Here is a 24,609-nt window from a genome sequence, read left to right as displayed (position 1 = left end):
TTAGGGGTGAGGCTATGAGGGGACAATATAGCCTAACAAAGAAAAATTTGGATTTAATATTAGAAAGGATAGAAGAAATATCTAAAAATGCTGACATTAAAGCAATAAATGATACTGTTTTAGAGGTTAAAAATAAGTTTAGTAACAATATTTTCTATCTAGTAGTCTTGGGACAGTTTAAAAGAGGAAAATCCACGTTTATTAACTATATTTTAGGAGCTGATATTCTTCCAACAGGTGTCGTTCCTCTAACTTCTGTGATTACTAAAGTTCAGTATAGTACTAGTATATGGGCAAAGGTTATCCACAATGATGGGATGGAAAAGGATATTGATATTGATGAACTGGATTTATACTGTACTGAGCGGAATAATCCCAAGAATATAAAAGGGGTTAAGGAAATACATATAGGATATCCTTTTGACTTTGTAGCTAAGGATGTGGTGATAGTAGATACTCCAGGAATTGGTTCAGTTTATAAACATAATACAGATATTGCATATAACTATATAGATAAAGCTGATGCTGTAATCTTTTTGTTTTCAGTCGATCCTCCTATAAGTGAGGTAGAAAAAGAATTTTTATCTGAAATATCCAAAAGTGTTGACAAAATCTTTTTCGTTTTAAATAAGATTGACTATGTAACTGAAAAGGAATTAAAGGAAATAGTTACTTACAATAGAAATATTATCAGAGAGATTACAGGGAATAGTGATATTTTCCTTTATCCGATTTCTGCTAAATTAGCACTAGAGGGAAAACTGTTAAAGGATGAAGGTAGTCTTAAAAAAAGTGGAGTTCAAATGTTAGAGAACGATTTAAGAAATTTTTTGCTGGGAGAAAAAGAAAAAGTGTTACTTGAAAGGTATACAAAAAATATTAAGCGGATTATTTCAATGTGCAAAACTTTTTTTGAGAGTAATATAAGGCTTAAACTAATTCCTTTGGAACAGCTAGAAGCCAATATAAAAGCTTTTGAAAAGTACATTGAGGAAGTCGAGCGAGCAAAAAAAGAAATATCATTGTTATTGAGAAGCGATATGAAGAAAATTTTACAAAATTTTGATGAAAAATCAGAAGAATACAAGAAATTACTTAGCGTAAGAGTGTCTGAAAAAGTTAACAATTATTATTACACTATTCGTAATCTTGGGCGGGTTGATCAGAAAAGAGAATTAGAAAAGTATTTTGAAAGAGTTGTTATAGAGGAATTTGAAAAATTAAAGGAATATATTGAAAAGGAGGCAGAAGAACAGTATAGTAAGGCTTTATCCAATTATCTCTCAAGACTTAATACGTTAATTGAAAATATAAAGGCAGTTGTAGATAGATTGTTTGGGTTGAATATAGAGTATTTTAAGCACGAAACGGGAATTACAAGTGAAAGTAAATTTACGTATAGAATAGGATATGAAGTTGGGGCATTAGAGATAGATCCAGTTTATTTTACATACCTTTTACCTAAAAAACTTGCTGGGAAACTGATTTTGAACAGAGTTTTAAAAAGAATAGAAATTGATATTGACAGAAATTTGGGGCGTATCCGTTATGATTTGTTAAGGAGGATTGAGAAAAGTTCTAATGAGTTTGAAAAAGATATGAATTTTAAATTGCAAGTAATATACGATGTGCTAAAAGAACTTATTGACAAAGCATTAAAAGATTATAAACTTGACAAGGAAAGTTTTGAAAAAGAAAAGAGCCATTATCAGATGTTATTAGGAGAAATCAGCGAACTTGAGGAAAGATTGTCCCAGATTGGAGAAAAGTAAAAAGTCAAATCAATAAGGCGGTGTTGAAAATCTCCCCTTGACTTTTTCATTTGGCAGGATGTATAATTTTATTCGGTCCATTAAAAGGGCATTTGAAAGGAGTATACCCCTATAGGGTATCATGAAAATTAATTACTTCAGGGGGTGAGGTGATGAAAAAACTACAGGAGATAGCGGAGGAAATAAGCAGGAATACAGGTGTTGTAACCTCTGCTAAGGATGTAGAGAAAATCTTATCTGCTTCTGCATCTACCAATCACTTTTGGGAGATAATTACGCTATCTCAAAAGCCTTTTCCGGTAGTTGCAGAAGCAGTTGAGATTTTAAGGAAGGAAGGTTTTGTAGCTGTAACTGAAGAGAAGGAGATAAAATTTACAGAGAAGGGTATGGAGTATCTTAAGGAGCAAAACATCTTTCCAAAAAGGACCTATACTTGCCCCCATTGTGAAGGAAGGGGAATAAACCTCTCTCTGCTTTCAGACCTCATAAAGAAATTTGACGAGGTAACTGAAGACAGGCCAAAGGCTATTAGCGATTATGACCAAGGGTTTGTTACGACAAATACTACTATTGCCAGAATTGCTTTAATGGCTGAAAGAGGAGACTTGGAGGGGAAAAAGCTATTTGTTTTGGGTGATGATGACTTAGTTAGCATTGCGGCAGGGTTGTCACAAATGCCTAAAGAGATTGTGGTCCTGGAAATAGATGATAGATTGGTTGATTATATCAATAGGAAGGCAAAAGAATTAAATCTTCCCATAGAAGCGATGAAATATGACTTCAGAGATAAACTTCCAGAGAAGTATATAGGCTACTTTGACACCTTTATAACTGATCCGCCGGAGACAGTGGATGCTCTGGAGCTTACAATAGGAAGGGGGATTTCTACTCTAAAAGGTGAAGGCTGTGCGGGTTATTTTGGTGTGACTTTAATAGAGGCTTCTTTGGAGAAGTGGAATATTTTTCAGCAAATTCTAACGAGCAAATTTAAAGTAGCTATTACTGATATAATTTATGACTTCAGCCATTATGTGAATTGGGACTATCTTTTGACAACTGTGGGCAAACCCTATGACTTTGTGCAGGTGGAACCGAAGCTTAACTGGTACAGGTCTTCAATGTACAGGATAGAAACTTTGAAGGATTCAAAAGGGATTGAGAATGTATATAAGCCTGTTGAAATTTATGTGGATGAAGAGGCTATAATCTATAAAGGAGAAAAGAAATAGGCTTCTGCTGATGCAGAAGCCTATTTTTAATAAATAGACAAGCACAAGGCCAGGAGTAAAATCATATATAGAAATGAGCAGATAAATTTGAGAAAGAGTGATATTGATGGAAAAGCAAAAAGAGGGATTTGATGCCTATTTGTTTGTGGTTATTTTTACATTGATACTCTATTTTGCTTTAGGATATGCGAGACCTGAAGAGCCTGCTATAATAATTTTCCCGTTGCCTATAAGATAAGTATATGTCAGGAGGATAAAAAATGTTTGAGCCTGATAATTTTGGAGAACAGCTCAAAGAATTGCTTTTAAAACTTAGGATAGAAGAAAATGATGAAAGTTCTGGTGATGGAGGAAATGGAGAAAACGATGAAGAAAAAGGCTCTTCAGGTGGAGATGAAAAGAAAAAAGGAGTGCTGACTCCTTCACAGATAATGATTATTTTGGCTGTACTTAGCGGTGCTTTAGAACCAATTTCTATAATTGTGGACAGAAACCAAAATGTGCAGGTGGTTTTGTCAGGGACTTTAAGAGTGCCATTGAAGGAAAGCAACCCATCAAAAGGGACTTTAACAGATGAGGAAGAGAAATTGATTAATACATTAAAAGGACTTCTTTCAAAGATTTAAGAAGTCTCTATTTTTTTGCACTTATAACCACAAATGACCCTTTTCCAAAGCCGTACTTTACAGGCTCTTTTTCTTTTATTTCGTCGAGTTTTTTAAATATAGTCTGAGAAAAATTGAAATTTTTAAAACCTGCTTCATACAGCAATTCTACTATTTCAGCTGTTGTGAAAAAGGTGGCTTCTTTGTAAAAAAGGCTTTTCTCCTTGTTTGCTTGATATATTCTCCCTATTGTGCTATCTCTGTCTACAAAGCCTATCAATATTGTTCCATCATTTTTTAGTACTCTGTAGCATTCTTTTAATGCCCTCAATGGATCGTCTACAAAACATATCGTAGTTACCATTAAAACAAGGTCAAAAGAGCTGTCTTCAAAGGGCAGATTTTCTGCTACTCCTTCTATTACATTAAGCCCTTTTTCTATTGCTATTTTTCTCATTTGCAAAGAAGGCTCTATCCCATTTTTTATCCCTAAAGGTAGTGCAAATCTTCCTGTCCCAATTCCCACTTCTAAACCCTTTTCAAATTTGGGCATCAAAAGTTTCACAGCGTCGAGTTCTGATTGGTAGGCATATTCGTTTTCTACAAACCACTCTTCATATCTGTCAAAGTGCTTTTCAAAGGGAGATATTTTGGGCATTTTTTTCATCCTTTCAACTTTAATTTTGCATCATCTTCTTTACTTGACTTCATTATATCACATTTATACATTTATTCCATTCAAATTTTATGTTTGAAAATTATTTTTCTGCACAAAATATTATTGACATAAGTTCAAAATGGTGATATTATATAACTAGGTAATGGTCATATGACCAATATAAAAGGAGGGATTGGTATGCCAAGAGGAGATGGAACTGGTCCTCTCGGATTAGGTCCAAGAACAGGGAGAGGATTAGGGTATTGTGCAGGATATAATGTACCTGGTTATTTAAACCCTATTGGAGCATATTGGGGTTGGTGGGGAAGAGGTCCAGGCTGGGGAAGAGGAAGAGGATTTAGATGGATGTACTACTTGACAGGACTTCCTGGCTGGGCAAGAGGATGGTATGGTTATGTACCTCCAGCAAATGTACCCTATAACCCGTATAATGTAAATGAGAAAGATATTTTAAACGCAGAAGCAAAGTATTTGGAGGACCAGCTCAAATATATAAGAGAGAGATTGGACCAACTAGAGAGGAAAGAAGATAAAAAAGAGGATTAATGGTTTAAAGGTGCAGTCACATAAATGTGGCTGCTTATTTTTTTAGCTATGATTTACTTTAATTTGTAACACACACTTGTTTAATAATTTTATTGACATATGCCAAAAATAATAATATATTAGTAAGTGTAAATTAACATATGTCAATAATGGATGGAGGAGATGGAACATGAAAGTAGCTGTATCTTCACAAGGTAAAACTTTAGAATCCCATGTAGATACCAGATTTGGGAGAGCACAGTTTTTTATCATAGTGGATACTGAAACCATGGATTACAAAGTAGTTGACAATTTGGCAGTGGCGCAAAGCAGTGGTGCTGGAACTAGGGCTGCACAAACTCTTTTGGATGAGGGTATTGAGGCTTTAATTTCAAGCAATGTAGGACCTAATGCTATGGAGGTATTTAAAGCAGCAGAAATTCCTGTATATAAAGCGGTAGACAAAGATGTAAAGACAAATATAGAACTGCTTAAAAAAGGTGAGTTAGAAAAAATAACAGAAGCTACAAATCACGGACACCATCATCACTGGTAAAGGAGCAGTAGAAATGGAAAGAATTAAGATTTCAGTTTTAAGCGGGAAAGGTGGAACAGGAAAGACTACTGTCTCTGTAAATCTCGCTAAGACTTTAAAGGAAAGTTTCTATGTTGACTGTGATGTAGAAGAACCAAATGGGTATCTATTTTTAAACCCTGAAATCGAATATGAAAAAGATGTAAATGTGTTGATTCCGGAAATAGATTACGACAAATGCACTTTGTGTGGTGAATGCGTGAAGGCGTGCCGCTTTGGCGCTTTGACTAAGTTAATTAAAAAGATACTGGTGTTTGACCATTTGTGCCATTCTTGCGGTGCCTGTTATGAAATCTGCCCTTACAATGCTATAAGAGAAGTCCCTAAAAAGATTGGAACGATAAGAAAAGGGAAAGTGGATACTCTGGATTTTATAGATGGCAGGTTAAATTACGGAGAGGCGACAGGAGTTCCGATTTTAAGGGAGATAAACAAAATGATAAAGGATGTAGCCAAACCTGTAATAGTTGATAGTCCTCCCGGCACTTCCTGTTCTGTCATACATTCTATTGAGGGTAGCGATTTTTGTATATTAGTTACAGAGCCTACCCCATATGGCTTACATGACCTTGATTTAGCAGTCCAATTGGTAAAAGAGATGAATATACCTATGGGAATTGTGATAAACAAAGCCGGAGAAAGGGACGAATTAATAGAAGAGTATGCCCAAAAAGAGGGTATAAGAGTGCTTGCCAAAATTCCCTTTAAAAGGAAACTGGCGCAGGCTTATTCAACAGGAAAGTTGTTAATTGAAGTGGATGAAGAGATAAAAAGCATTTTTGGAAGATTAGCAAGTGATGTATTGGGGTTGATAAAAAAATGAAACAGATTGCGATTTTAAGTGGCAAGGGTGGAACGGGTAAGACTACTGTTGCTGCAACTTTAAGCACAATTGTTAAAAACAAAATTATGGCAGATTGCGATGTAGAGGCTCCTAATTTGAATATAATTCTGCAGGGTGAAATAGTAGAAAAATACGATTTTTACGGCAAAGAAACGGCTGTGATTGACAAAGACAAGTGCATAGAATGTGGGCTGTGTGAAGAGCTATGCCGCTTTAATGCGATTTCTAATTTTGAAGTAAATCCTTACTACTGTGAAGGCTGTGGCCTTTGCATGTATAAGTGCCCTGTTGAGGCTATTAAAATGGTAGAGGAAAAAACAGGTCATGTCATATATGCAAAGACAAAAGAAGGGGAAAAAGTAGTTTATGCAGAGCTTTTCCCCGGTGCTGATGGGTCAGGTAAACTGGTAACTGAAGTGAGAAAAAAGGCTAAAGAGGTGGCGGAAGAGGAGGAATATTTAATAATTGACGGTGCCCCTGGGATAGGGTGTCCTGTTCTTGCTTCTGCTACAGGGGTTGACCTTGTTTTAATTGTGACTGAACCAACTTTATCGGGCTTTGCCGATATGAAAAGAGTGATGTCCGCAATTGAGACTTTTAAGGTACCTGTGACCGTCTGTATAAACAAATGGGATTTAAACAAAGAAGTGTCAGAGGAGATAGAAAATTATTGCGAACAAAATGGCATTCCTGTTGTTGGGAGAATAAATTTTGATGAAACTGTAGTAAAAGCCTTAAAGAATCTGAAGAGTTTAAAAGATTATCCTGAGAGCGTAGCTTACAGGCAGATTCTAGACATGTGGGAAAATATAAAGAGAATTTTAGAGGAAAGGGCGGTGACTCAATGAGGATTGCAGTGGCATCAGAGGGGAAAGAGGTTTCTATGCATTTCGGGCATTGCGAAGGGTTTTGGATTTTTGATGTGGAAGGGAAAGAAATAAAAAACTCTTCTTTTTTGCCTAATCCAGGGCACAGACCTGGCTTTTTGCCCGAATTTTTAAAAAACCACGGTGTAGACTGTGTAATTTCTGGAGGTATGGGCATGAGCGCTATTGAGCTTTTCAATAACTACGGAATAGACGTTATAACAGGTGCAGAAGGTGAAGTTGATAAAGTGGTAAAAAAATATTTAGAAGTGACTTTGATGGCTTCTAACAGTCCTTGTGAAGAGCATAAATCTCATGGACATTATCACTGAGGGAAGGGGATGAGAAGGAGTGGAGGTACAAGTTTTAATAGAAAATGTGGTTTTTGCTAGAAATTTTGTGGCAGAGCACGGGCTTTCTCTCCTCCTTAAAAAAGGGAATAAGGAAATAGTGGTGGATACAGGTCAGAGTGAGAATTTCATAAAAAATTGCGGGCTTATGGGGATAGATGTAGGAAGGATAAAGAAAGTGGTTTTAACCCACGGCCACTATGACCACATAGGAGGGCTAAAGGGCCTTCTTGAGAGAAATCCAGAGGTAAAGATATACACCCATAAGGAAATTTTAAATAAGAAATACGCTATGAGAAAAGGGGGGCAGTTTGAAGAGATAGGATTTGATTTGTCTTTTTATGAAAAGTACAAAAATAATTTTGTGCTAATTGATAAAGATGCAGAAATTGAAGAGGGTTTTTATGTAATAACAAATACGGACATAACCTATGACAATGAATTTACTACCAAAAACTTCTTTGTAGAAAAAGAAGGGAAAAGAATACCGGATAAATTTTTAGACGAGGTTTTTGTAGTTGTTAAAGAAGAAGATGGGATAAATGTAGTTACCGGATGTTCTCATGCTGGCATTTTAAATATACTGGAAACCGCCAGAAATCGCTTCGGTGTGTCTTACATAAAGTCTCTAATAGGTGGTTTTCACCTAAGAGGGATGGAGGAAGAGAAAGTAAAGGATATTGCCAGGAAAATTGAGGAATACGGCGTGAAAAAGGTTCTTACCGGCCACTGTACCGGCATAGATGAATACGGATTTTTGAAGTCTGTTTTAAAGGACAAAATTTCGTATTTAACCACAAGCTCTTCCATTGTTGTTTAAACCAAAGAAAACAGGGGGGATTTTAATTGGTGAAAGTAGCTGTTGGTTCCAACGATAAAGTTCACCTTTCTGACAAACACTTCGGCATGAGTAAATTTTTTATAATTTTTGAGGTAGATGAAAATAGTAATTTCAAAAAAGTGGAAGAAAGGGAAAACCCCTATGGGGATGGCAAGCACAGGCATGCAGAGACAGAGGAGATAATGGAAGTTTTAAAGGACTGCGATGTCTTAATAGGCAAGTCTATGGGCAAGGAAAGCCAAAGGAGGATAAAAGAAGAGTGGAATAAAACTCCTATTGTGGCTAAAGAAGTGGAGATGGTTGAAGAAGCTATGAAGTTTTATTGCGAAAAATATTTGTAAGAAGGGGACGATCATATGCCGGGTTTTGGTAGAGAAATGGGAAGAGGCGGTGGATTCGGAGGAGGATATGGAAGGGGTAGAGGATTTGGAAGGGGAGCAGGGTTTGGACCTGATGGCACTTGTATGTGTCAGAATTGCGGTTACGAAATTCCCCATCAAAGGGGAGTTCCTTGCTACACCTTAAAATGTCCCAAGTGCGGAGGGCCTATGGCCAGAAAAGATGTAATGTCTATGGGCGGATATTTTGCTCCACCTGCTCCACCTGAAGCTTATACGCCAGCAGGTGAAAAGAAAGAAAACTATAAATACACCAAACCGCCAAAGCCAAAAGTTGATGAAGAAAAGTGTATAGGTTGCGGTGAATGTTTGAGATTTTGTCCTTTTAAAGCTATTGAACTAAAAGATGGTGTTGCTCACATAGATCCAAATAAATGTAGAGACTGTGGAAGATGCATCGATGTATGTCCGGTAGGTGCAATATCCTAAAACAAAGGCTATCGCATCAGTGAAAGACCTTTTTGCGATAGCCTTTATCTTTGCCAATACTTCTATTTTGTGATAGGATTACTTTTTTGATATTTTCAATACTGTTTACAGCTTCATTGGGGTCATCCGGCACTTTGCCCGGATAGAGCTTGTAAAGCCTTTTATACTCTTCTATTCCTATATTTGGCATTATTACATTGGCTCCGCACTGAAGCCCTTTTGCGTAGCCATCCTTGTCTTTGACTGCTAAAGCGGTAGTGGCAGGTATATTTATATCAGGAAGAAGAAGCCTTGAAAGAGCTATCATCTTGAGCACTAAATTAACATCTCCACCTTTTTCTTTTTCTAAAGGAGTGTTTTCACAGGGTATAAAAGGACCAATACCTAACATGTCGGCATTTATTTTTTTAAAAAACAAGAGGTCATCTGCCAGCATTTCTAAAGTTTGACCGGGAAGTCCAATCAGACTTCCTGTGCCTACCTCATATCCCAGTTCTCTTAAATCCATGAGACACCTTAAGCGGTTTTCATAACTCATGCCAGGATGTAGCTTCCGATAAAGTTCTCTATTTGTAGTTTCAATGCGAAGAAGATACCTGTCGGCACCTGCTTTTTTTAATTCTGCATATTCTTTTTTAGAGAGTTCTCCGATGATTAGTGTGACAGCTACATCCATCTCCTTTATTTTTTCTACTATGTTACACAAAGTGGTTATTTTATAATACCTGTCCTCACCACTTTGAAGTACTATCGTTTTAAGCTCCATTTCTACTCCTCTTTTTGCGCATTCTATTATTTCTTCGGGTTCCATTCTGTAGCGCTTAATTGCTTTATTTGGGCCTCTTAATCCACAGTAAAAGCAGGTATTGTGACAGTAATTGCTAAATTCTATAAGACCTCTTAAATGCACTTCATCTCCTACATATTTTTTCCTTACCCTGTCTGCAGCTTTATAAAGTTCAGAGGGATTTTCCATAGAGAGAAGCATTATAAGGCCTTTTTTGTCAAGAGAATGCTGTTTTTCTAATTTTTCGATTAAACTAGATATATTTTTTTCTGCTGTCAGTTCTTTTATCATGGCATATCACACTCACTTTCTTCTCATAATAAGTATAAAACATTTGTCAACAAAAAATCAATTGAATTGTTAAACTATTTTCTTAACAAAATTTTTGATATTTTATTGACATAATTTCATTAGAAACCTATAATTGAAATAGGGGCCCCTCAGGGTAGGGGGGGGGTAAAAGAAAAATATAATCAGGAGGTAATTTATAGTATGGAGACGGATGTTTTAGTAATTGGAGGAAGTGCGGGTGGAATTTTAGCGGCTTTATCTGTTAAAAAGACGTACAAAGACAAAAAAGTAACAGTTATAAGAATGGCAGAAAGAGTGATGGTTCCTTGTGGAATCCCTTATATTTTTGGTACTTTAAAAGATACTTCAAAAAATGTGATCCCTGATTCTATGCTTACAAATGCAGGAGTAGAGTTGGTAATAGACGAAGTTGTCTCTATTGATAGGCAAAATAAAAAAGTTTCTACAAGAAAAAATGGAGATATTTCTTATAAAAAATTAATTTTAGCGACAGGTTCCCTACCGATAGTTCCGACATTTATACCTGGCTATGACTTGGACAATGTATTCACAATAAAGAAGGATGAGGAGTATTTGAAATTTGTTCAACAAAAGATTAACGAAGCAGAGGATGTTGTAGTAGTAGGTGGGGGCTTCATTGGAGTTGAAATGGCAGAGCAGGTACAATTATTAGGTAAGAATGTTACAATAATAGAAGTGGCAGATAAACTCTTGTGGCAGGCTTTTGACCCAGAATTTAGTGATATGGCGGAAGCTAAATTAAAAGAGCATGGTATAAAAGTGCTTACAGGTACAAAAGTTACAAAGTTTATTGGAGAAAAAGAAGTCAAAGAGGTAGAAATCCATACTGGAGAGAGGATAAAGGCAGACGTTGTTATAGTAGCTATGGGAGTAAAGCCTAATACAAAGTTAGCTGAAGAAGCGGGTATTAAACTAAATGAAAAAGGCGCAATAACTGTTGATGAATATATGAGGACAAATGACCCAGATATTTTCGCAGTAGGTGACTGCGCGGAAAAGAAATGTTTCTTCACAAGGAAAAACGTACCAATACTTTTGGCTTCTATTGCAGCTAATGAAGCTAAAATTGCTGGTGTAAATGCATTTGAGTTAAGATTAGTAAGAGAAAATAAAGGCACTATAAGTGCTTTCTCAACAAAGATATACAATACTGCTTTTGCTGCAGCAGGCCTCACAGAAACACAAGCTAGAGCTGAGGGATTTGATATAGTCATTGGTGAATTTAACACTATAGACAAACACCCTGGAACACTGCCAAATACCATGAATGTTAAGATAAAATTGATTTTTTCAAGGTATTCAGGAGTTATACTGGGAGCTCAACTAGCAGGTGGAGATAATGTGGGTGAAATGATAAACATTTTAAGCCTAGCAATACAAAAAGGGACAACAGCTTCAGAATTGACTACTTTCCAAGTGGCGACCCATCCACTTCTTACTTCATCGCCAGTTTCTTACCCAATAAGTTCTGCTGCTTTAGATGCTTTGTCAAAAATATGATTAAGTGTTATAATTAAATTAAAATGAAAAAAGGCAGGATTTTAACAAACCTGCCTTTTTTCATGAGTTAAAAGGGGAGGGAGAATTTTTATGGATAATATAGTTGATGCAAGGGGTAAAAACTGCCCTATTCCTGTCATTATGACTAAAAAAGCGTTGGAAAACATTCAGGAAGGAAAAATTTTAGTAATTGTGGACAATGAAACGGCTAAAGAGAATGTTTCAAAATATGCGAAAAGTGCAGGTTGTGAAGTGGCAGTAGAAGAAAAGGAAAAAGAATTTTACATAAATATTTACAGGAAAAAGACTGTAATCAATGAAAAGAGCGATAATTATGTAGTTGTCGTTACTTCTGACAAATTTGGTGAGGGAGATGAGAGACTTGGTAAAATTCTAATGAAGAGCTTTATTGTTTCTCTAAAGGAGCAGAGTAAAAAGCCTGAAAGTATAATTTTTATAAATAATGGTGTAAAGCTTACCACAGAAGGTTCAGAAGTCATCGAAGATTTGAAAGAGTTAATGGAAATGGGAGTGGAGATTATCTCTTGTGGAACTTGTCTTGATTTTTATGGCATAAAAGAAAAGCTTTTAGTGGGCAGTATTTCAAATATGTATTCAATAGCAGAAAAAATGACTACTTTGAGGGCAATCAGGGTATAACCTTTAAGAGAAAATGTATTGACGTTGGTGATTTTATGGAATATAATATAATTGTAAAGTATTTAACAAACAATTTAATATTGAAATGGGATGAAGAATGCGGGAGAGACCCTAACCGGGCGCCGAAGGAGCAAGCGGGTATATGGCCTGTATACTCGTGAAACTCTCAGGCAAAAGGACCGCATTCGGACCATATCCCGGAAAGCCTCTAAAGAGGCACCGAAGGAGCAATTCTTCTATAAAGAAGAATCTCTCAGGTAAACAGACGGGGGAATAAAAGGCGTAAGGTCCTTTTATTCCCCTATTTTGGTGATATTATGAAATACGTTATCATCACAAATAACCCTTTAGTAAGAGATAAATATCCTCAAAACTGTGAGTTTGTTGTGGGAACAATTGTTAATGTATTGACAAGGTGTAGAGACCTCATCCATAAAGGATATGTCTTAATGTCCCATCCTTTTGCGGGAAACGTAAAACCAGATTGTTCTCCTTTTAAATCTGTTTTGCTTAAGGAAAATAAAGGCCCTGTTGATTTTAATAGTGTGATGATAATTGAGGAATGCCTTAATAGAGTAAAAGAGATAATAGAGAAGGAAGGAATAAATTATATAGACGATGAAAAGGTTTTAAATGACTTTGCCTACCTTGATAAAGAATTGATAAAAGAAGCTATAGAAACTTTTAGAGAATAGCGAGGTGAAATTGTGTCTACTTTATATGATTGTCTCATAATTGGTGGAGGGCCTGCTGGACTATCTGCAGCGATTTACGCTTCAAGAGGAAAATTGAATACTGTAGTTTTTGAAAGAAGTAAGATTGGAGGTCAAGCTGCTATAACGGATGATATAGAAAATTATCCCGGTTCTGTGGAAGAGGCGACAGGACCTAAAATTGTAAAGAGGATGAGAGAACAGGCAGAATCTTTTGGAACTTGTTTTGTCATGGAAGAAGTCAAAAAAGTAGAATTGAGCGAAAAGATAAAAAAGGTTATAACTACAAAAGGCTGTTATGAAGGGAAGACGGTTATAATTGCTACAGGAGCGGAACATATGAAATTAAATGTGCCAGGAGAAGAAGAATTTATAGGCAAAGGAGTTTCTTATTGCGCAACCTGTGATGCAGATTTCTTTACTGATTTGGATGTGGTAGTGGTAGGGGGAGGGGACTCTGCTGTTCAGGAGGCGTTATACCTCACTAAATTTGCTAAAAACGTTACAATTATCCACAGAAGAGATAAGTTAAGAGCAAACAAATGCTTGCAAGATAAGGCTTTTAAAAATCCCAAAATAAAATTTCTGTGGGACAGCGTAGTGGAAAGGATAGAAGGGGATGGGATAGTAGAGAAAGTTATAGTGAGAAACGTCAAAACAGGAGAGTTGAAGGAAGTAAAAACGGATGGGGTGTTTATTTTCATCGGGATGAAGCCCAGTACAGAAATTTTCAAGGGATTAATTGAGATGGATGAAAGGGGATATATTCTGACAGATGAAAATATGAGGACAAATATTGAAGGAGTGTTTGCCGCAGGGGATTGCAGGGCAAAACTGTTAAGACAAATAGTGACAGCAGCGGCAGATGGGGCGATAGCAGCAGTAGCTGCTGAGAGGTATATTGAAGAATTGGAGTGTTGAAAGGAGGTGAGAATTGGTGATTGAAGTGAATAAAGACAATTTTGATGAAGTAGTAAAAAAGGAAGAAAAGTTGGTCTTGATTGACTTTTGGGGACCAAAGTGCGAACAGTGCCTTGCTTTAATGCCTGAAGTAGAAAAGTTAGAGCAAAAATATGCTGATAAAGTTAAATTTTGCAAATTAGATGCTTCACAAAACAGGAGATTGTGCATTTCTTTGAAGGTATTAGGACTTCCAACTTTTCAGCTTTACAAAAATGGCGAAAAAGTGGATGAAATATCAAAAGATGTGACAATAGAGAAGATTGAGGAGATGATAAAAAGGCATATTTAGAGGAGGTGATTTTATGAGGCTGGAAATAGGGAATATTTATATAAAAGATGTGGTGTTTTCTGATGTAACAAAAGTAAAAGATGGAGTGCTTTACTTAAATAAAGAAGAAATAATTAAAGCTTTAAAGCAAGACAGCAGACTAGAAAGAGTAGATATAGAAATTGCAAAGCCGGGAGAAGAAGTGAGAATAATACCAGTAAAGGACGTAATTGAACCGCGTGTCAAAGTTAGAGGAAAAGGAGGAATATTTCCAGGATTTATAAGCAAAGTAGAGACAGTAGGAGAGGGTAGAACTCATGTCTTAAAAGGGACAGCTGTGGTGACAACCGGTAGGATTGTGGGATTCCAGGAAGGCATAATTGACATGTCAGGGGAAGGTGCAAAATATACTCCTTTTTCGAAGCTTATAAATATCGTAGTGGTGTGTGAACCCGTAGAAGGGCTTCCAAAACATGAACATGAGGAAGTTGTAAGAATAGCTGGTTTAAAAGCAGCAGCTTTGATAGGGGAAGCTGGAAGAGATGTAGAACCTGATGAGATAAAGGAATATGAAACTTTGCCACTCCTTGAAAGTGTGAAAAAGTATCCCGATTTGCCTAGAGTAGGATATATTTACATGTTACAGAGCCAGGGGTTGCTTCACGATACTTATGTGTATGGAGTTGATGCTAAGAAAATTGTTCCAACTTTCATTTATCCTACAGAAGTGATGGACGGGGCTATAGTCAGCGGCAATTGCGTTTCAGCCTGCGATAAAAATACCACCTATGTTCACATGAATAATCCCATCATAGAAGATTTATATGAAAAGCATGGCAAAGAAATAAATTTTGTGGGAATAATCATAACAAATGAAAATGTCACACTAGCGGACAAAGAAAGGTCTTCTGATTATACAGCCAAATTGGCAGAATACCTTGGGCTTGAGGGAGTCATTATTTCAGAAGAAGGTTTCGGGAATCCAGACACAGACTTGATAATGAATTGTCGTAAGCTGGAAGAGAAAGGAATAAAAACGGTTCTTGTTACAGATGAATTTGCAGGAAGAGACGGTTTGTCTCAGTCTTTAGCAGATGCAGACCCGAGAGCAAATGCTGTTGTAAGTACAGGAAATGCAAATGAGATAATAAGGCTCCCAAAAATGAAAAAGATTATAGGGCATATAGAAGCAGCAAATGTAATAGCGGGTGGTTTTGAGGGAAGCGTTAAAGAAGATGGCAGCATAGAGGTAGAATTACAGGCTATTACTGGTTCTACTTCTGAAGTGGGATTTAATAATCTGACTGCAAGAGAATATTAAAGGGAGGTAGAAAGAATGTTAGAAGGTAAGAAAGTGATAATAGTAGGCGATAGGGATGGAATACCAGGTCCTGCCATTGAAGAGTGTATAAAGACAACTGGAGCAGAAGTGGTGTTTACTGCTACTGAATGCTTTGTCTGAACTGCTGCAGGAGCAATGGACCTGGAGATCCAAGGTAGGATTAAAGAGTTAGCAGAAAAATACGGTCCGGAAAATGTAGTAGTGATTTTGGGAAGCAATGAGGCAGAAGCTGCAAGTTTGGCTGCAGAAACGGTTACAAATGGAGATCCTACCTATGCAGGTCCACTGGCAGGGGTCCCGTTGGGACTCAGAGTTTACCACATATTAGAAGAGGAAATAAAGAAGGAGATAGACCCTAATGTGTATGAAGAACAGGTCGGCATGATGGAGATGGTGCTAGATGTTGAGGCAATTTCTAAAGAAGTCAGGTCTATAAGAGAACAGTATTCAAAATATTAAGTTTTCCTCGAAAGGAGGAGATAATTTGTTAAGGGTTGTCCATTATTTAAATCAGTTTTTTGGTCAAATTGGAGGAGAGGACAAAGCTTCAATTCCGCCCATGGTGAAAGAAGGACCGGTAGGTCCGGGAATGGCTTTTAAAGGTTCTTTTGGTGATAAAGCAGAGATTGTAGCAACAGTAATTTGTGGAGACAGCTATTTTAATGAAAACATTGAAAAGGCTACACAAGAGATTCTACAGATGATTGAAAGATATAAGCCTGATGTTTTCATAGCTGGTCCTGCTTTTAATGCGGGAAGGTATGGAACAGCTTGTGGCACCATCTGCAAAGCTGTTCAGGATAAGTTTGGAATTCCTGCGGTTACTGGAATGTATCCTGAAAACCCAGGAGTTGACCTATATAAGAAGCATGTGTACATCATAAAAACTACTGATTCGGCAGCAGGAATGAAAAATGCAGTTTCTAAAATGGCAAGTTTAGCTTTGAAGTTAGGTTTTAAGGAGCCCATAGGTGCGCCTGAAGAAGAGGGATATATTCCAAGAGGAATAAGAAAAAACATCTTTGTTGAAGAAAGGGCTTCTAAAAGGGCTGTAGAAATGCTCATCAAAAAGTTAAAAGGAGAGCCTTTTACCACGGAATATCCTATGCCTGATTTTGACAGAGTTCCTCCCGCTAAAGCTGTAAATGTCAAAGAGGCCCTGATCGCACTCGTCACTTCAGGCGGAATTGTTCCAAAAGGCAATCCAGACCACATAGAATCTTCCAGTGCTTCTAAGTACGGCAAATACAGTATAGAAGGAATAGATAATTTAACTAGCGAAACTCATGAAACGGCTCATGGAGGATATGACCCTGTATACGCCAATGAAGACCCTGACAGGGTGCTTCCGGTTGACGCTTTAAGGGAGTTAGAAAGGGAGGGCAAGATTGGCAAGCTTTATAACTACTACTATGCTACTGTGGGAAATGGCACTTCAGTAGCTAATGCGAAAAGATTTGCTCAAAATATTGCTAAGGAATTGCTTGAAGCCAAAGTGCAGGCTGTTATTCTAACCTCTACCTGAGGAACCTGTACTCGTTGCGGTGCAACGATGGTAAAAGAGTTGGAAAGGGCCGGTATACCAACAGTTCACGTTTGCACCATAGTTCCAATCTCCAAGACAGTAGGTGCGAATAGAATTGTGCCAGCAGTGGCTATACCACATCCTTTGGGCAATCCTTCACTTGGGCCTAAAGAAGAATATGCTTTAAGGAAAAAATTAGTAGAAAAAGCTCTAAAAGCTTTAGAAACAGATATAGAAGGGCAAACTGTTTTTGAATAAAATTTTATGCAGCTCTTTTTAAAAGAGCTGCAATTTCATGTGAAAGGAGTGGCGCTGATGAATCCAGTGATAAAAGGATGTAGTCATATTTTGGTTCATGTGCCTAACGTAATGCTGGAAGCAGGTACAACCCAAATATTAGAAAGAGAAAACAAAAATTCCGATTATCTCTTAAAAATAAATGACTACATAAGGTCTTATGAAGACTGTATTTCTTACCCTCCAAATCAAGCTTATATAGGGAATATATATCCTGACAAACTGAATGATATTCCACGGCCATGGTATCAAAATCCATTGCCTCCTAAGAGATTTGGGTCATTTGGAGAGATAATGCCTGAGGATGAGTTTTACGCTTTGATGCAGATATCTGACGTTTTTGATTTAGTGCTTTTGGAAAAAGACTTTGTAAAAGAAGTTAGAAGAAAATTAGAAGGACATCCATTGATCAGTGAGAAAGATTTGTCAAGATTAAAAGAAGGAGTCTCTTTAGAGGAGATAGAGAGGCAGATAGAAAATAAGGCGGTACCTCTTAGATTTAACGGCAAAATAGTTGGATGTGTAAAGAAAGCTCATGACAAAGATATAACTCTTTCCTCCCATGTAATGTTGGAAAATCTGGCCACAAAGGCTTCTGCAGTATTGGCCTTTAAGCATTTGTTAAAAAATACAGGGATGAGTCCGGAAGAAATAGACTACATAATAGAATGTTCGGAAGAAGCCTGTGGGGACATGAATCAGAGAGGTGGCGGAAACTTTGCAAAAGCCATCGGTGAAATTGTAGGTTGCAGTAATGCCACAGGTGCCGATGTAAGGGGATTTTGTGCCGGACCTGCCCATGCTCTTTTGAATGCTGCGTCGTTAGTAAAAGCAGGTGTTTTTAAAAATATAGTAGTGGTAGCTGGTGGGGCTACTGCTAAATTAGGAATGAATGGGAGAGACCATGTTAAAAAAGGATTGCCTGTCCTTGAGGATGTGTTGGGCGGTTTTGCTGTACTAGTTTCACAAGATGATGGAATAAATCCAATTATTAGATTGGATAGCATTGGAAGACATACAATAGGAGCAGGCGCTTCGCCTCAGGCTGTTATGCATGCAGTAGCAGTGGAACCTCTTGAGAGGTTGGGGCTTAAAGTGACAGATGTTGACAAATATTCAGTTGAGATGCAAAACCCAGAGATAACAGAGCCAGCAGGTGCAGGAGATGTCCCTAAAGCTAACTACAAGATGATTGCAGCACTAGGTGTGAAGCGAGGGGATATAGAAAAGAGTCAAATAGATGAATTCATACTAAAACACGGCATGCCTGGTTTTGCTCCCACTCAAGGGCACATTCCTTCAGGTGTTCCTGTATTGGGGCATATAAGAGAAAAAATACTAAAGGGAGAAATTAAAAGAGCTATGATAATAGGGAAAGGTAGCCTCTTTCTGGCGCGCATGACAAATCTGTTTGATGGGATTTCAATGATTATAGAGGCAAATCCGGGGGTAAAAGAAGAAAAGGGAGTTGAAGAAAAAGAGATAAGGAAAATGATAGCTAAAGCCCTGAGGGACCTTGCAGAGCATCTCATTGGTAGTGAGGTGTAAAAAATGAACAAGAAAGTGATTGCAGAGATTTTTAATCAAATGGCGGATTTTGTTGAGAAGGGGGAATACAGCAAGAAAATAAGAGTAGGAATAACTACCTTAGGCAGTGAACATGGAAGTTCTGAAATAATCCTGGGAGCTAGGATGGCACAAGAGAGGTTTAGCGATGTCGAAGTTGTACTCATTGGGGATAGGGGAGATAGTGACTTAAAATGTTATGAAGCAAAAACACTTGAAGAATGCCACAAAATAATGGAGGATTTATTAGATAGAAAAGAATTGGATGCCTGTGTCACAATGCATTACAATTTCCCTCTGGGTGTTGCTACAGTAGGAAGAGTTGTAACACCTGCAAAAGGGAAGGAACTTTTGATAGCTACCACAACAGGTACTGCTGCTTTTGATAGAATAGAAGCTATGGTGAGAAATGCTGTGTACGGCAATATTGTGGCAAAAGCGCTGGGGATCAAAAAGCCTAGAATAGGAATCTTAAATGTAGATGGTGCAAGACAGGTTGAGCGGATTTTGCTTGAGCTTCGGGAAAGAGGTTATGACATTGATTTTGCGACTTCTATAAGGCAGGATGGGGGCTTGATAATGAGGGGAAATGACCTTTTGTCCGCTTCCTGTGACGTGATGGTGACGGACACACTTACAGGAAATATCATTGTAAAGATTCTCTCTGCTTATACTACGGGAGGAGACTATGAAGCGTTGGGATATGGCTATGGACCGGGGATAGGAGAAAATTATGGAAGACTTATACTGATTTTATCGCGAGCTTCTGGAGCTCCTGTAGCTGCCAATGCCATAAGGTTTGCAGCAGATTTAGTAAAGGGGAATATCTTTGAAATTGCATCAAAAGAGTTTGAGCTGGTTAGAAGAACAGGATTTGATGATGTAATAAAGGGGTTGAAGGGTAAAGAGATAGAAGAGAAGCAAATTTCTGTTAAAATACCCGAGAAAAAGCCAGTTACGGAAGAAATTTCTGGGATTGATGTTCTGGAGCTTGAAGATATGGTGAAACTCTTATGGGAAAATGGGATTTATGCAGAGAGTGGAATGGGCTGCACAGGGCCTGTGATCCTTGTAAGTAAAGAGGATTATGAAAAAGCATTAGAAGTTCTCAACAGGCGGTAATTTTCATAGTGACAAGGCCCTGGGCCGATTTATAATAACAGAAAGGAGGTATCAGTTGTGATAGAAAAAATAAAACTTACACAATTTACAAAAAGCGCTGGTTGAGCAGCCAAGATTGGCCCTGAGGCCTTGGCACAGGTTCTGTGCCAGTTAGAGATAACCTGGAATGAAAATTTGCTAGTTGGTTTGAATACCAATGATGATGCTGCTGTGTACAGATTAAATGAAGACATTGCGATAGTCCACACAGTTGACTATTTTACTCCTGTGGTGGATGACCCTTATGACTTTGGACAGATTGCGGCAGCAAATGCCCTAAGTGATGTATATGCCATGGGAGCAGTTCCTTTGTTTGCGCTAAACGTGGTGTGTTTTCCAGCTGCTTACATTGACGTGCTGAAGGAAGTGTTAAGAGGTGGAAATGACAAAGTGAAAGAAGCTGGAGCTTTAATAGCAGGAGGTCATACTATTGAGGACGAAGAACCTAAATACGGTTTGAGCGTCACAGGAATTGTGCATCCTGAGAAGGTGATAAAAAATTCTACTGCTAAGCCGGGAGATGTGCTGATTCTCACGAAGCCCTTGGGAATTGGTGTTATAAATACTGCCATAAAAGGAGAGATGTGCCCATCTGAAACATATTTATTGGCAGTGGAAGTTATGAAGTATTTAAATAAAGAGGCTTCTGAAATAATGAAGGAAGTTGGAGTTAATGCCTGTACTGATATAACAGGATTTGGACTTTTGGGACATGCCTATGAGATGGCTTTTTCCAGCGGTGTTACTATTGAATTTGATAAAGATTCTATTCCTTTGATTGAAGGGGCGAGAGAATTGGCTCAAATGGGGTTAATCCCTGGGGGATGTTACAGGAATAAAAAGTATTTAAAAGGAAAAGTTTGCATAAAGGTGGAAGAGGACGAGGTCATTGACCTTATGTTTGATCCCCAAACTTCAGGAGGATTGTTAATATCAGTGTCAGAAGAGAAAGCAGAAGAACTTTATCGAAGGCTTAATAAAAAGTTAAAATTTGGAGCTTTTATTGTAGGAAGGGTGAAAGAAAAACAAGAATATGATATTTATGTCAGATAACTCCGGCGAGAGGAGCTGTGCTATGGAGGACTTGTACAGAAAACTTCCGTCAGTAGATGAGATACTTAGGGAAGAAAAAATAAATGAGGTTTTGAAATTTAATAAGAGGGAAGTAGTAAAAAACTGTATAAGGGAAGTTCTTGAAAGATACAGAGAAAAAATTAGAAGGGGAGAAGTAAAAAAGATTGACATAGAAAAAATTTTGGAAGATGTGGTAAGCCAGATTGAAGAGAAAAAGAAAATGAGCTTGAGGAGGGTAGTGAATGGAACAGGAATTATTCTACACACAAATCTTGGAAGAGCTCTATTCCCTCCTCAAGTGAAAGAACATCTGTTAGATATAGCCTTTTGCTATTCCACTTTAGAGTATGATGTGGAAAAAGGAGAGAGGGGTTCTAGGTATTCTCATGTAGAAAAGCTTTTGTGCGAACTTTTGGATGTGGAGGCAGCTTTGGTTGTAAATAATAATGCAGCTGCTGTGCTCCTTGCTCTTAACACTCTCGCTAAAGGGAAAGAGGTTATAGTTTCAAGGGGACAGCTTATTGAAATAGGAGGATCTTTTAGAATTCCCGATGTAATGCTTCAAAGCGGAGCCATTTTAAAAGAAGTGGGTACTACGAACAAGACTTACGACTTTGACTATATAAATGCTATTACTGAGAATACCGCTCTTCTCTTAAAAGTTCACACCAGCAACTACAGAATTGTAGGTTTCACCCATGACATAGCAACTGAGGAATTGGTTCAGATTGGCAGGAAGTACGACATTCCTACAATGGAGGATTTGGGCAGCGGAGTTATGGTAGATTTAAGAGAATACGGTTTGCCCCATGAACCAACTGTCCAGGAAGTTGTAAAAGCAGGTGTGGATATTGTCACTTTCAGTGGAGATAAGCTTTTGGGCGGACCACAGGCCGGGATAATCGTCGGGAAGAAAAAATACATTGACCTCATGAAAAAGAATCCTCTTACAAGGGCATTGAGAGTGGATAAGCTTTGTCTTGTCTCTCTAGAATGTGTGTTAAGAATTTATAGGGATTCTAATCCAGTAGAAGCCATCCCTACTTTAAAGATGCTGACTGCAAAACCTTCCCAATTATATGAAAAGGCAGCTATCTTAAATAAGCTTGTTTTAACAATTCCTAAAGTTAAATCAAAAGTTGTAGAAATTACATCCTTGTCGGGGGGAGGATCACTGCCAGAAGAAAGTTTGCCTTCCTATGGTATTACTTTAGAGGTGGAAGGGTTTGATACTGAAGATTTAGAAAGAAGGCTAAGAATACGAGATATTCCTATAATAACCCGTATAGTTGATGGTGTTGTTACAATAGATGTGAGGACTTTATTAGAGGGTGATGAAGAGGTAATTCTTCATGCTCTAGAAGAAATAACGGGGGTGTGCCAGTGAAAAATATTATAATTGGCACAGCAGGACATATTGACCACGGTAAAACGACCTTGATAAAAGCTCTTACAGGGAAGGATACAGATAGGCTCAAAGAAGAAAAATTAAGGGGAATTACCACGGATTTGGGATTTGCTTATTTTGATTTGCCTTCTGGCATAAGAGCGGGTATAATTGATGTGCCAGGCCATGAAAAATTTATTAAAAACATGCTGGCAGGGGCTCACGGTATAGATATAGTCATGCTTGTAATTGCTGCTGATGAGGGAGTAATGCCACAGACTAAAGAACACGTGGATATACTATCTTTTCTCGATATAAAGGCTGGCATAATTGTGCTGACAAAATGTGATTTGGTAGAAAAAGATTGGCTTTTAATAGTAGAGGAAGATGTAAGAGAGAATTTAAAAGGTACTTTTCTAGAAAATGCGCCAATAGTTCATGTATCGTCTGTTACAGGAGAAGGATTAGATATTTTGGTAAATACACTGGATGAATTAGCGCAAAAAGTTAAGGAAAGAAGTTCAGAAGGAATATTTCGCCTGCCTGTAGACAGAGTTTTTTCTATTGCCGGCTTTGGGACTGTAGTCACTGGTACTTTGATATCTGGAAAGATAAAAGTCGGAGATAAAGTGATGATCTATCCCAAGATGATTGAGTCAAGAGTGAGAAACCTTCAGGTGCATGAAAGAAATGTTGAGTGTGCTTTTGCAGGGCAGAGAACTGCAATAAATTTAGCAAATGTCAAGGTAGAAGAGATAGAAAGAGGAGATGTGATTGCTCCTCCTGAGGCCATTATTCCTTCTACTATGATAGATGTAAAGCTCTCTCTTTTAAAAGAAGCAAAAACTCTTAAAAATAGAGAAAGAATAAGATTTTATACAGGTGCTTCAGAAGTAATAGGAAGAGCAGTGTTGCTTGATAGGGATGAGCTACATGGTGGAGAAAGCTGTTATGCGCAGATTTACCTGGAGGATTGTGTCTCTGTGTTGAGAAAAGATAAATTTGTCATTAGAACTTATTCCCCCATGCTTACGATAGGAGGAGGTATCATATTAGATCCGAATCCGGAAAAACACAAAAGATTTGATATAGAGGTCATTGAAACGCTGAGTAACATTGAAAAACTTGGAGATAAATTTGTGATAGAGAAATTAGTGTATGAGTCGCTATTGCCATTGTCAGAAGAAGAAATTAAGAGAAAAGCAAATGTGGTTGATATAGGTAAATTTTCTCTTAAAAATTTGATTAAGCTAAAATTAGAAGAAAAAGATTATTTTTATCACCGGGAAAAGTATGAAGAGATGTGTTTGAGAACAAAAGAAATCCTCGAGGATTTTCACAGGAAAAATCCTTTAAAAGAAGGCATTTCAAAAGAAGAGCTGAAAAATAAGCTGTTTGGAGATATTAAATCTAAGCTCTGCGATTTTATCTTTGAATTAATGGAAAAGGAAGAGATAATAAAGATAAAAAATCAGCTAGTAGCTTTAAAAGACTTTAAAGTCGTACTTAATGAAGAGCAAGAAAAGTTAAAAGAAAGGATAATAAAAATTTATAGAGACTCAAAATTTGAACCTCCGAAACTTTCCGAGTTAGAAGGGTATCCCGAAATAATTCCTATGGTAGAATATTTGGTAAATATAGGAGAGTTAGTAAAACTTGATGAGGAAATTTTTCTTTCAAAAGATAATTATGAAGAAGCCCAAAATGTGCTGATAAATTATCTTAAGGAAAATAAGGAAATCACTTTGGCAGTTTATAGGGATCTGTTAAATACCAGCAGAAAATATGCTATGGCAATTTTGGAATACTTTGATTCTATTAAACTGACTAAAAGAATAGGAGATGTAAGAGTTCTAGCAAGGGAAATAAAGAATTAAGCCCATGGGAACACCATGGGCTT

Annotated in this window: 27 protein-coding genes and 1 riboswitch; of the genes, 25 read left to right on the top strand and 2 right to left on the bottom strand. The window is 37.5% G+C overall.

Features of this window, described 5'->3' with window-relative positions; translation table 11 throughout:
* The first annotated feature begins 14 nt into the window (after positions 1–14).
* From TTE_RS09105 to TTE_RS09095, 4 genes are all read left to right on the top strand, one after another.
* Complete coding sequence (locus tag TTE_RS09105) at positions 15–1,772, top strand: dynamin family protein (RefSeq protein ID WP_011026056.1); 1,758 nt, start codon at positions 15–17, stop codon at positions 1,770–1,772.
* A gap of 152 nt (positions 1,773–1,924) precedes the next feature.
* Positions 1,925–3,001: a bis-aminopropyl spermidine synthase family protein gene (locus tag TTE_RS09100; RefSeq protein WP_011026055.1), complete on the top strand. Its 1,077-nt coding sequence runs from the start codon at positions 1,925–1,927 to the stop codon at positions 2,999–3,001.
* A gap of 106 nt (positions 3,002–3,107) precedes the next feature.
* Positions 3,108–3,239, top strand: a complete 132-nt coding sequence (locus TTE_RS14500) for a hypothetical protein (RefSeq protein WP_022587203.1) — start codon at positions 3,108–3,110, stop codon at positions 3,237–3,239.
* Positions 3,240–3,261: 22 nt separating this feature from the next.
* On the top strand, positions 3,262–3,627 hold the full coding sequence (locus TTE_RS09095) for a hypothetical protein (protein WP_011026053.1): 366 nt from the start codon (positions 3,262–3,264) through the stop codon (positions 3,625–3,627).
* A gap of 7 nt (positions 3,628–3,634) precedes the next feature.
* Here TTE_RS09095 and TTE_RS09090 read toward each other — a convergent pair whose 3' ends face one another.
* Positions 3,635–4,264 (bottom strand): class I SAM-dependent methyltransferase, encoded by a 630-nt coding sequence (locus TTE_RS09090; RefSeq protein WP_031313852.1) that lies wholly within the window; start codon positions 4,262–4,264, stop codon positions 3,635–3,637.
* A 198-nt stretch (positions 4,265–4,462) separates the two neighbouring features.
* Here TTE_RS09090 and TTE_RS09085 point away from each other — a divergent pair, with 198 nt between their 5' ends.
* The 8 genes from TTE_RS09085 to TTE_RS09050 all read left to right on the top strand — a co-directional run bounded on the left by TTE_RS09085 (position 4,463) and on the right by TTE_RS09050 (position 9,133).
* Positions 4,463–4,831 carry a DUF5320 domain-containing protein gene (locus TTE_RS09085; RefSeq protein WP_011026051.1) on the top strand — a complete coding sequence of 123 codons (369 nt, stop codon included), beginning with the start codon at positions 4,463–4,465 and terminating at the stop codon, positions 4,829–4,831.
* A gap of 169 nt (positions 4,832–5,000) precedes the next feature.
* Positions 5,001–5,366, top strand: a complete 366-nt coding sequence (locus TTE_RS09080; RefSeq protein WP_011026050.1) for a NifB/NifX family molybdenum-iron cluster-binding protein — start codon at positions 5,001–5,003, stop codon at positions 5,364–5,366.
* A gap of 13 nt (positions 5,367–5,379) precedes the next feature.
* Positions 5,380–6,228, top strand: coding sequence for an ATP-binding protein (locus TTE_RS09075; RefSeq protein WP_009610736.1), 849 nt, complete (start codon positions 5,380–5,382; stop codon positions 6,226–6,228).
* Positions 6,225–7,097 carry an ATP-binding protein gene (locus TTE_RS09070; RefSeq protein WP_011026049.1) on the top strand — a complete coding sequence of 291 codons (873 nt, stop codon included), beginning with the start codon at positions 6,225–6,227 and terminating at the stop codon, positions 7,095–7,097. The genes TTE_RS09075 and TTE_RS09070 overlap by 4 nt, the downstream gene beginning before the upstream one ends.
* The gene (locus tag TTE_RS09065) at positions 7,094–7,447 is read left to right on the top strand and encodes a NifB/NifX family molybdenum-iron cluster-binding protein (protein WP_011026048.1); all 354 of its coding nucleotides are present in this window, start codon (positions 7,094–7,096) and stop codon (positions 7,445–7,447) included. Before TTE_RS09070 ends, TTE_RS09065 begins: the two co-directional genes overlap by 4 nt.
* A 19-nt stretch (positions 7,448–7,466) precedes the next feature.
* On the top strand, positions 7,467–8,285 hold the full coding sequence (locus tag TTE_RS09060; protein ID WP_009610747.1) for an MBL fold metallo-hydrolase: 819 nt from the start codon (positions 7,467–7,469) through the stop codon (positions 8,283–8,285).
* A 29-nt stretch (positions 8,286–8,314) separates the two neighbouring features.
* Positions 8,315–8,647, top strand: coding sequence for a NifB/NifX family molybdenum-iron cluster-binding protein (locus TTE_RS09055; RefSeq protein WP_226990199.1), 333 nt, complete (start codon positions 8,315–8,317; stop codon positions 8,645–8,647).
* 15 nt (positions 8,648–8,662) lie between these two features.
* Positions 8,663–9,133: a 4Fe-4S binding protein gene (locus tag TTE_RS09050; protein WP_011026046.1), complete on the top strand. Its 471-nt coding sequence runs from the start codon at positions 8,663–8,665 to the stop codon at positions 9,131–9,133.
* A gap of 16 nt (positions 9,134–9,149) precedes the next feature.
* Here TTE_RS09050 and hydE read toward each other — a convergent pair whose 3' ends face one another.
* Positions 9,150–10,211, bottom strand: coding sequence for a [FeFe] hydrogenase H-cluster radical SAM maturase HydE (gene hydE, locus TTE_RS09045; RefSeq protein ID WP_011026045.1), 1,062 nt, complete (start codon positions 10,209–10,211; stop codon positions 9,150–9,152).
* A gap of 201 nt (positions 10,212–10,412) precedes the next feature.
* On the opposite strand from hydE, the gene TTE_RS09040 reads away from it, so the two are divergent.
* The 13 genes from TTE_RS09040 (at position 10,413) to selB (ending at position 24,586) form a co-directional block, all read left to right on the top strand.
* Positions 10,413–11,753 (top strand): FAD-dependent oxidoreductase, encoded by a 1,341-nt coding sequence (locus TTE_RS09040; RefSeq protein WP_009610733.1) that lies wholly within the window; start codon positions 10,413–10,415, stop codon positions 11,751–11,753.
* Positions 11,754–11,843: 90 nt separating this feature from the next.
* Positions 11,844–12,413: a sulfurtransferase-like selenium metabolism protein YedF gene (yedF, locus tag TTE_RS09035; protein ID WP_009610731.1), complete on the top strand. Its 570-nt coding sequence runs from the start codon at positions 11,844–11,846 to the stop codon at positions 12,411–12,413.
* 90 nt (positions 12,414–12,503) lie between these two features.
* Positions 12,504–12,605, top strand: a riboswitch (glycine riboswitch).
* A gap of 125 nt (positions 12,606–12,730) precedes the next feature.
* Positions 12,731–13,108, top strand: a complete 378-nt coding sequence (locus tag TTE_RS09030; RefSeq protein WP_011026044.1) for a GrdX family protein — start codon at positions 12,731–12,733, stop codon at positions 13,106–13,108.
* A gap of 12 nt (positions 13,109–13,120) precedes the next feature.
* Entirely contained in the window at positions 13,121–14,047 is a 927-nt protein-coding gene (gene trxB / locus TTE_RS09025; RefSeq protein WP_009610743.1) for a thioredoxin-disulfide reductase, read from the top strand.
* A 16-nt stretch (positions 14,048–14,063) separates the two neighbouring features.
* Positions 14,064–14,378, top strand: coding sequence for a thioredoxin TrxA (trxA, locus tag TTE_RS09020; protein ID WP_041587335.1), 315 nt, complete (start codon positions 14,064–14,066; stop codon positions 14,376–14,378).
* Between the two features lie 13 nt (positions 14,379–14,391).
* Positions 14,392–15,678: a glycine/sarcosine/betaine reductase component B subunit gene (locus TTE_RS09015; protein WP_009610732.1), complete on the top strand. Its 1,287-nt coding sequence runs from the start codon at positions 14,392–14,394 to the stop codon at positions 15,676–15,678.
* Positions 15,679–15,693: 15 nt separating this feature from the next.
* A complete protein-coding gene (grdA, locus tag TTE_RS09005) occupies positions 15,694–16,158 on the top strand; it encodes a glycine/sarcosine/betaine reductase complex selenoprotein A (RefSeq protein WP_081427418.1) in 465 nt (154 codons plus the stop codon).
* Positions 16,159–16,183: 25 nt separating this feature from the next.
* Positions 16,184–17,482, top strand: a complete 1,299-nt coding sequence (gene grdB / locus TTE_RS09000; RefSeq protein WP_081427417.1) for a glycine reductase complex selenoprotein B — start codon at positions 16,184–16,186, stop codon at positions 17,480–17,482.
* 57 nt (positions 17,483–17,539) lie between these two features.
* Positions 17,540–19,069 carry a glycine/sarcosine/betaine reductase complex component C subunit beta gene (gene grdC, locus TTE_RS08990; RefSeq protein WP_011026042.1) on the top strand — a complete coding sequence of 510 codons (1,530 nt, stop codon included), beginning with the start codon at positions 17,540–17,542 and terminating at the stop codon, positions 19,067–19,069.
* Between the two features lie 3 nt (positions 19,070–19,072).
* Positions 19,073–20,209 carry a glycine/sarcosine/betaine reductase complex component C subunit alpha gene (grdD, locus tag TTE_RS08985; RefSeq protein WP_011026041.1) on the top strand — a complete coding sequence of 379 codons (1,137 nt, stop codon included), beginning with the start codon at positions 19,073–19,075 and terminating at the stop codon, positions 20,207–20,209.
* A 57-nt stretch (positions 20,210–20,266) separates the two neighbouring features.
* Positions 20,267–21,301: a selenide, water dikinase SelD gene (selD, locus tag TTE_RS08980; protein ID WP_081427416.1), complete on the top strand. Its 1,035-nt coding sequence runs from the start codon at positions 20,267–20,269 to the stop codon at positions 21,299–21,301.
* Positions 21,302–21,323: 22 nt separating this feature from the next.
* A complete protein-coding gene (selA, locus tag TTE_RS08975) occupies positions 21,324–22,709 on the top strand; it encodes an L-seryl-tRNA(Sec) selenium transferase (protein WP_011026039.1) in 1,386 nt (461 codons plus the stop codon).
* On the top strand, positions 22,706–24,586 hold the full coding sequence (gene selB, locus TTE_RS08970; protein ID WP_009610734.1) for a selenocysteine-specific translation elongation factor: 1,881 nt from the start codon (positions 22,706–22,708) through the stop codon (positions 24,584–24,586). The genes selA and selB overlap by 4 nt, the downstream gene beginning before the upstream one ends.
* Positions 24,587–24,609: the final 23 nt, after the last annotated feature.

The organism is Caldanaerobacter subterraneus subsp. tengcongensis MB4 (assembly GCF_000007085.1).
Taxonomy (GTDB): Bacteria; Bacillota; Thermoanaerobacteria; order Thermoanaerobacterales; family Thermoanaerobacteraceae; genus Thermoanaerobacter; species Thermoanaerobacter subterraneus.
Note: the sequence above shows the minus strand (reverse complement) of the source record. Positions and strands in the feature narration are given on the sequence as shown.

Excerpts from the sequence above, each read along its gene's own strand:
- TTE_RS09105 (WP_011026056.1), top strand. The coding sequence starts at position 15 with ATGAGGGGACAATATAGCCTAACAAAGAAAAATTTGGATTTAATATTA.
- TTE_RS09100 (WP_011026055.1), top strand. The coding sequence starts at position 1,925 with ATGAAAAAACTACAGGAGATAGCGGAGGAAATAAGCAGGAATACAGGT.
- TTE_RS14500 (WP_022587203.1), top strand. The coding sequence starts at position 3,108 with ATGGAAAAGCAAAAAGAGGGATTTGATGCCTATTTGTTTGTGGTTATT.
- TTE_RS09095 (WP_011026053.1), top strand. The coding sequence starts at position 3,262 with ATGTTTGAGCCTGATAATTTTGGAGAACAGCTCAAAGAATTGCTTTTA.
- TTE_RS09090 (WP_031313852.1), bottom strand. The coding sequence starts at position 4,264 with ATGCCCAAAATATCTCCCTTTGAAAAGCACTTTGACAGATATGAAGAG.
- TTE_RS09085 (WP_011026051.1), top strand. The coding sequence starts at position 4,463 with ATGCCAAGAGGAGATGGAACTGGTCCTCTCGGATTAGGTCCAAGAACA.
- TTE_RS09080 (WP_011026050.1), top strand. The coding sequence starts at position 5,001 with ATGAAAGTAGCTGTATCTTCACAAGGTAAAACTTTAGAATCCCATGTA.
- TTE_RS09075 (WP_009610736.1), top strand. The coding sequence starts at position 5,380 with ATGGAAAGAATTAAGATTTCAGTTTTAAGCGGGAAAGGTGGAACAGGA.
- TTE_RS09070 (WP_011026049.1), top strand. The coding sequence starts at position 6,225 with ATGAAACAGATTGCGATTTTAAGTGGCAAGGGTGGAACGGGTAAGACT.
- TTE_RS09065 (WP_011026048.1), top strand. The coding sequence starts at position 7,094 with ATGAGGATTGCAGTGGCATCAGAGGGGAAAGAGGTTTCTATGCATTTC.
- TTE_RS09050 (WP_011026046.1), top strand. The coding sequence starts at position 8,663 with ATGCCGGGTTTTGGTAGAGAAATGGGAAGAGGCGGTGGATTCGGAGGA.
- hydE (WP_011026045.1), bottom strand. The coding sequence starts at position 10,211 with ATGATAAAAGAACTGACAGCAGAAAAAAATATATCTAGTTTAATCGAA.
- TTE_RS09040 (WP_009610733.1), top strand. The coding sequence starts at position 10,413 with ATGGAGACGGATGTTTTAGTAATTGGAGGAAGTGCGGGTGGAATTTTA.
- yedF (WP_009610731.1), top strand. The coding sequence starts at position 11,844 with ATGGATAATATAGTTGATGCAAGGGGTAAAAACTGCCCTATTCCTGTC.
- TTE_RS09030 (WP_011026044.1), top strand. The coding sequence starts at position 12,731 with ATGAAATACGTTATCATCACAAATAACCCTTTAGTAAGAGATAAATAT.
- TTE_RS09015 (WP_009610732.1), top strand. The coding sequence starts at position 14,392 with ATGAGGCTGGAAATAGGGAATATTTATATAAAAGATGTGGTGTTTTCT.
- grdC (WP_011026042.1), top strand. The coding sequence starts at position 17,540 with ATGAATCCAGTGATAAAAGGATGTAGTCATATTTTGGTTCATGTGCCT.
- grdD (WP_011026041.1), top strand. The coding sequence starts at position 19,073 with ATGAACAAGAAAGTGATTGCAGAGATTTTTAATCAAATGGCGGATTTT.
- selA (WP_011026039.1), top strand. The coding sequence starts at position 21,324 with ATGGAGGACTTGTACAGAAAACTTCCGTCAGTAGATGAGATACTTAGG.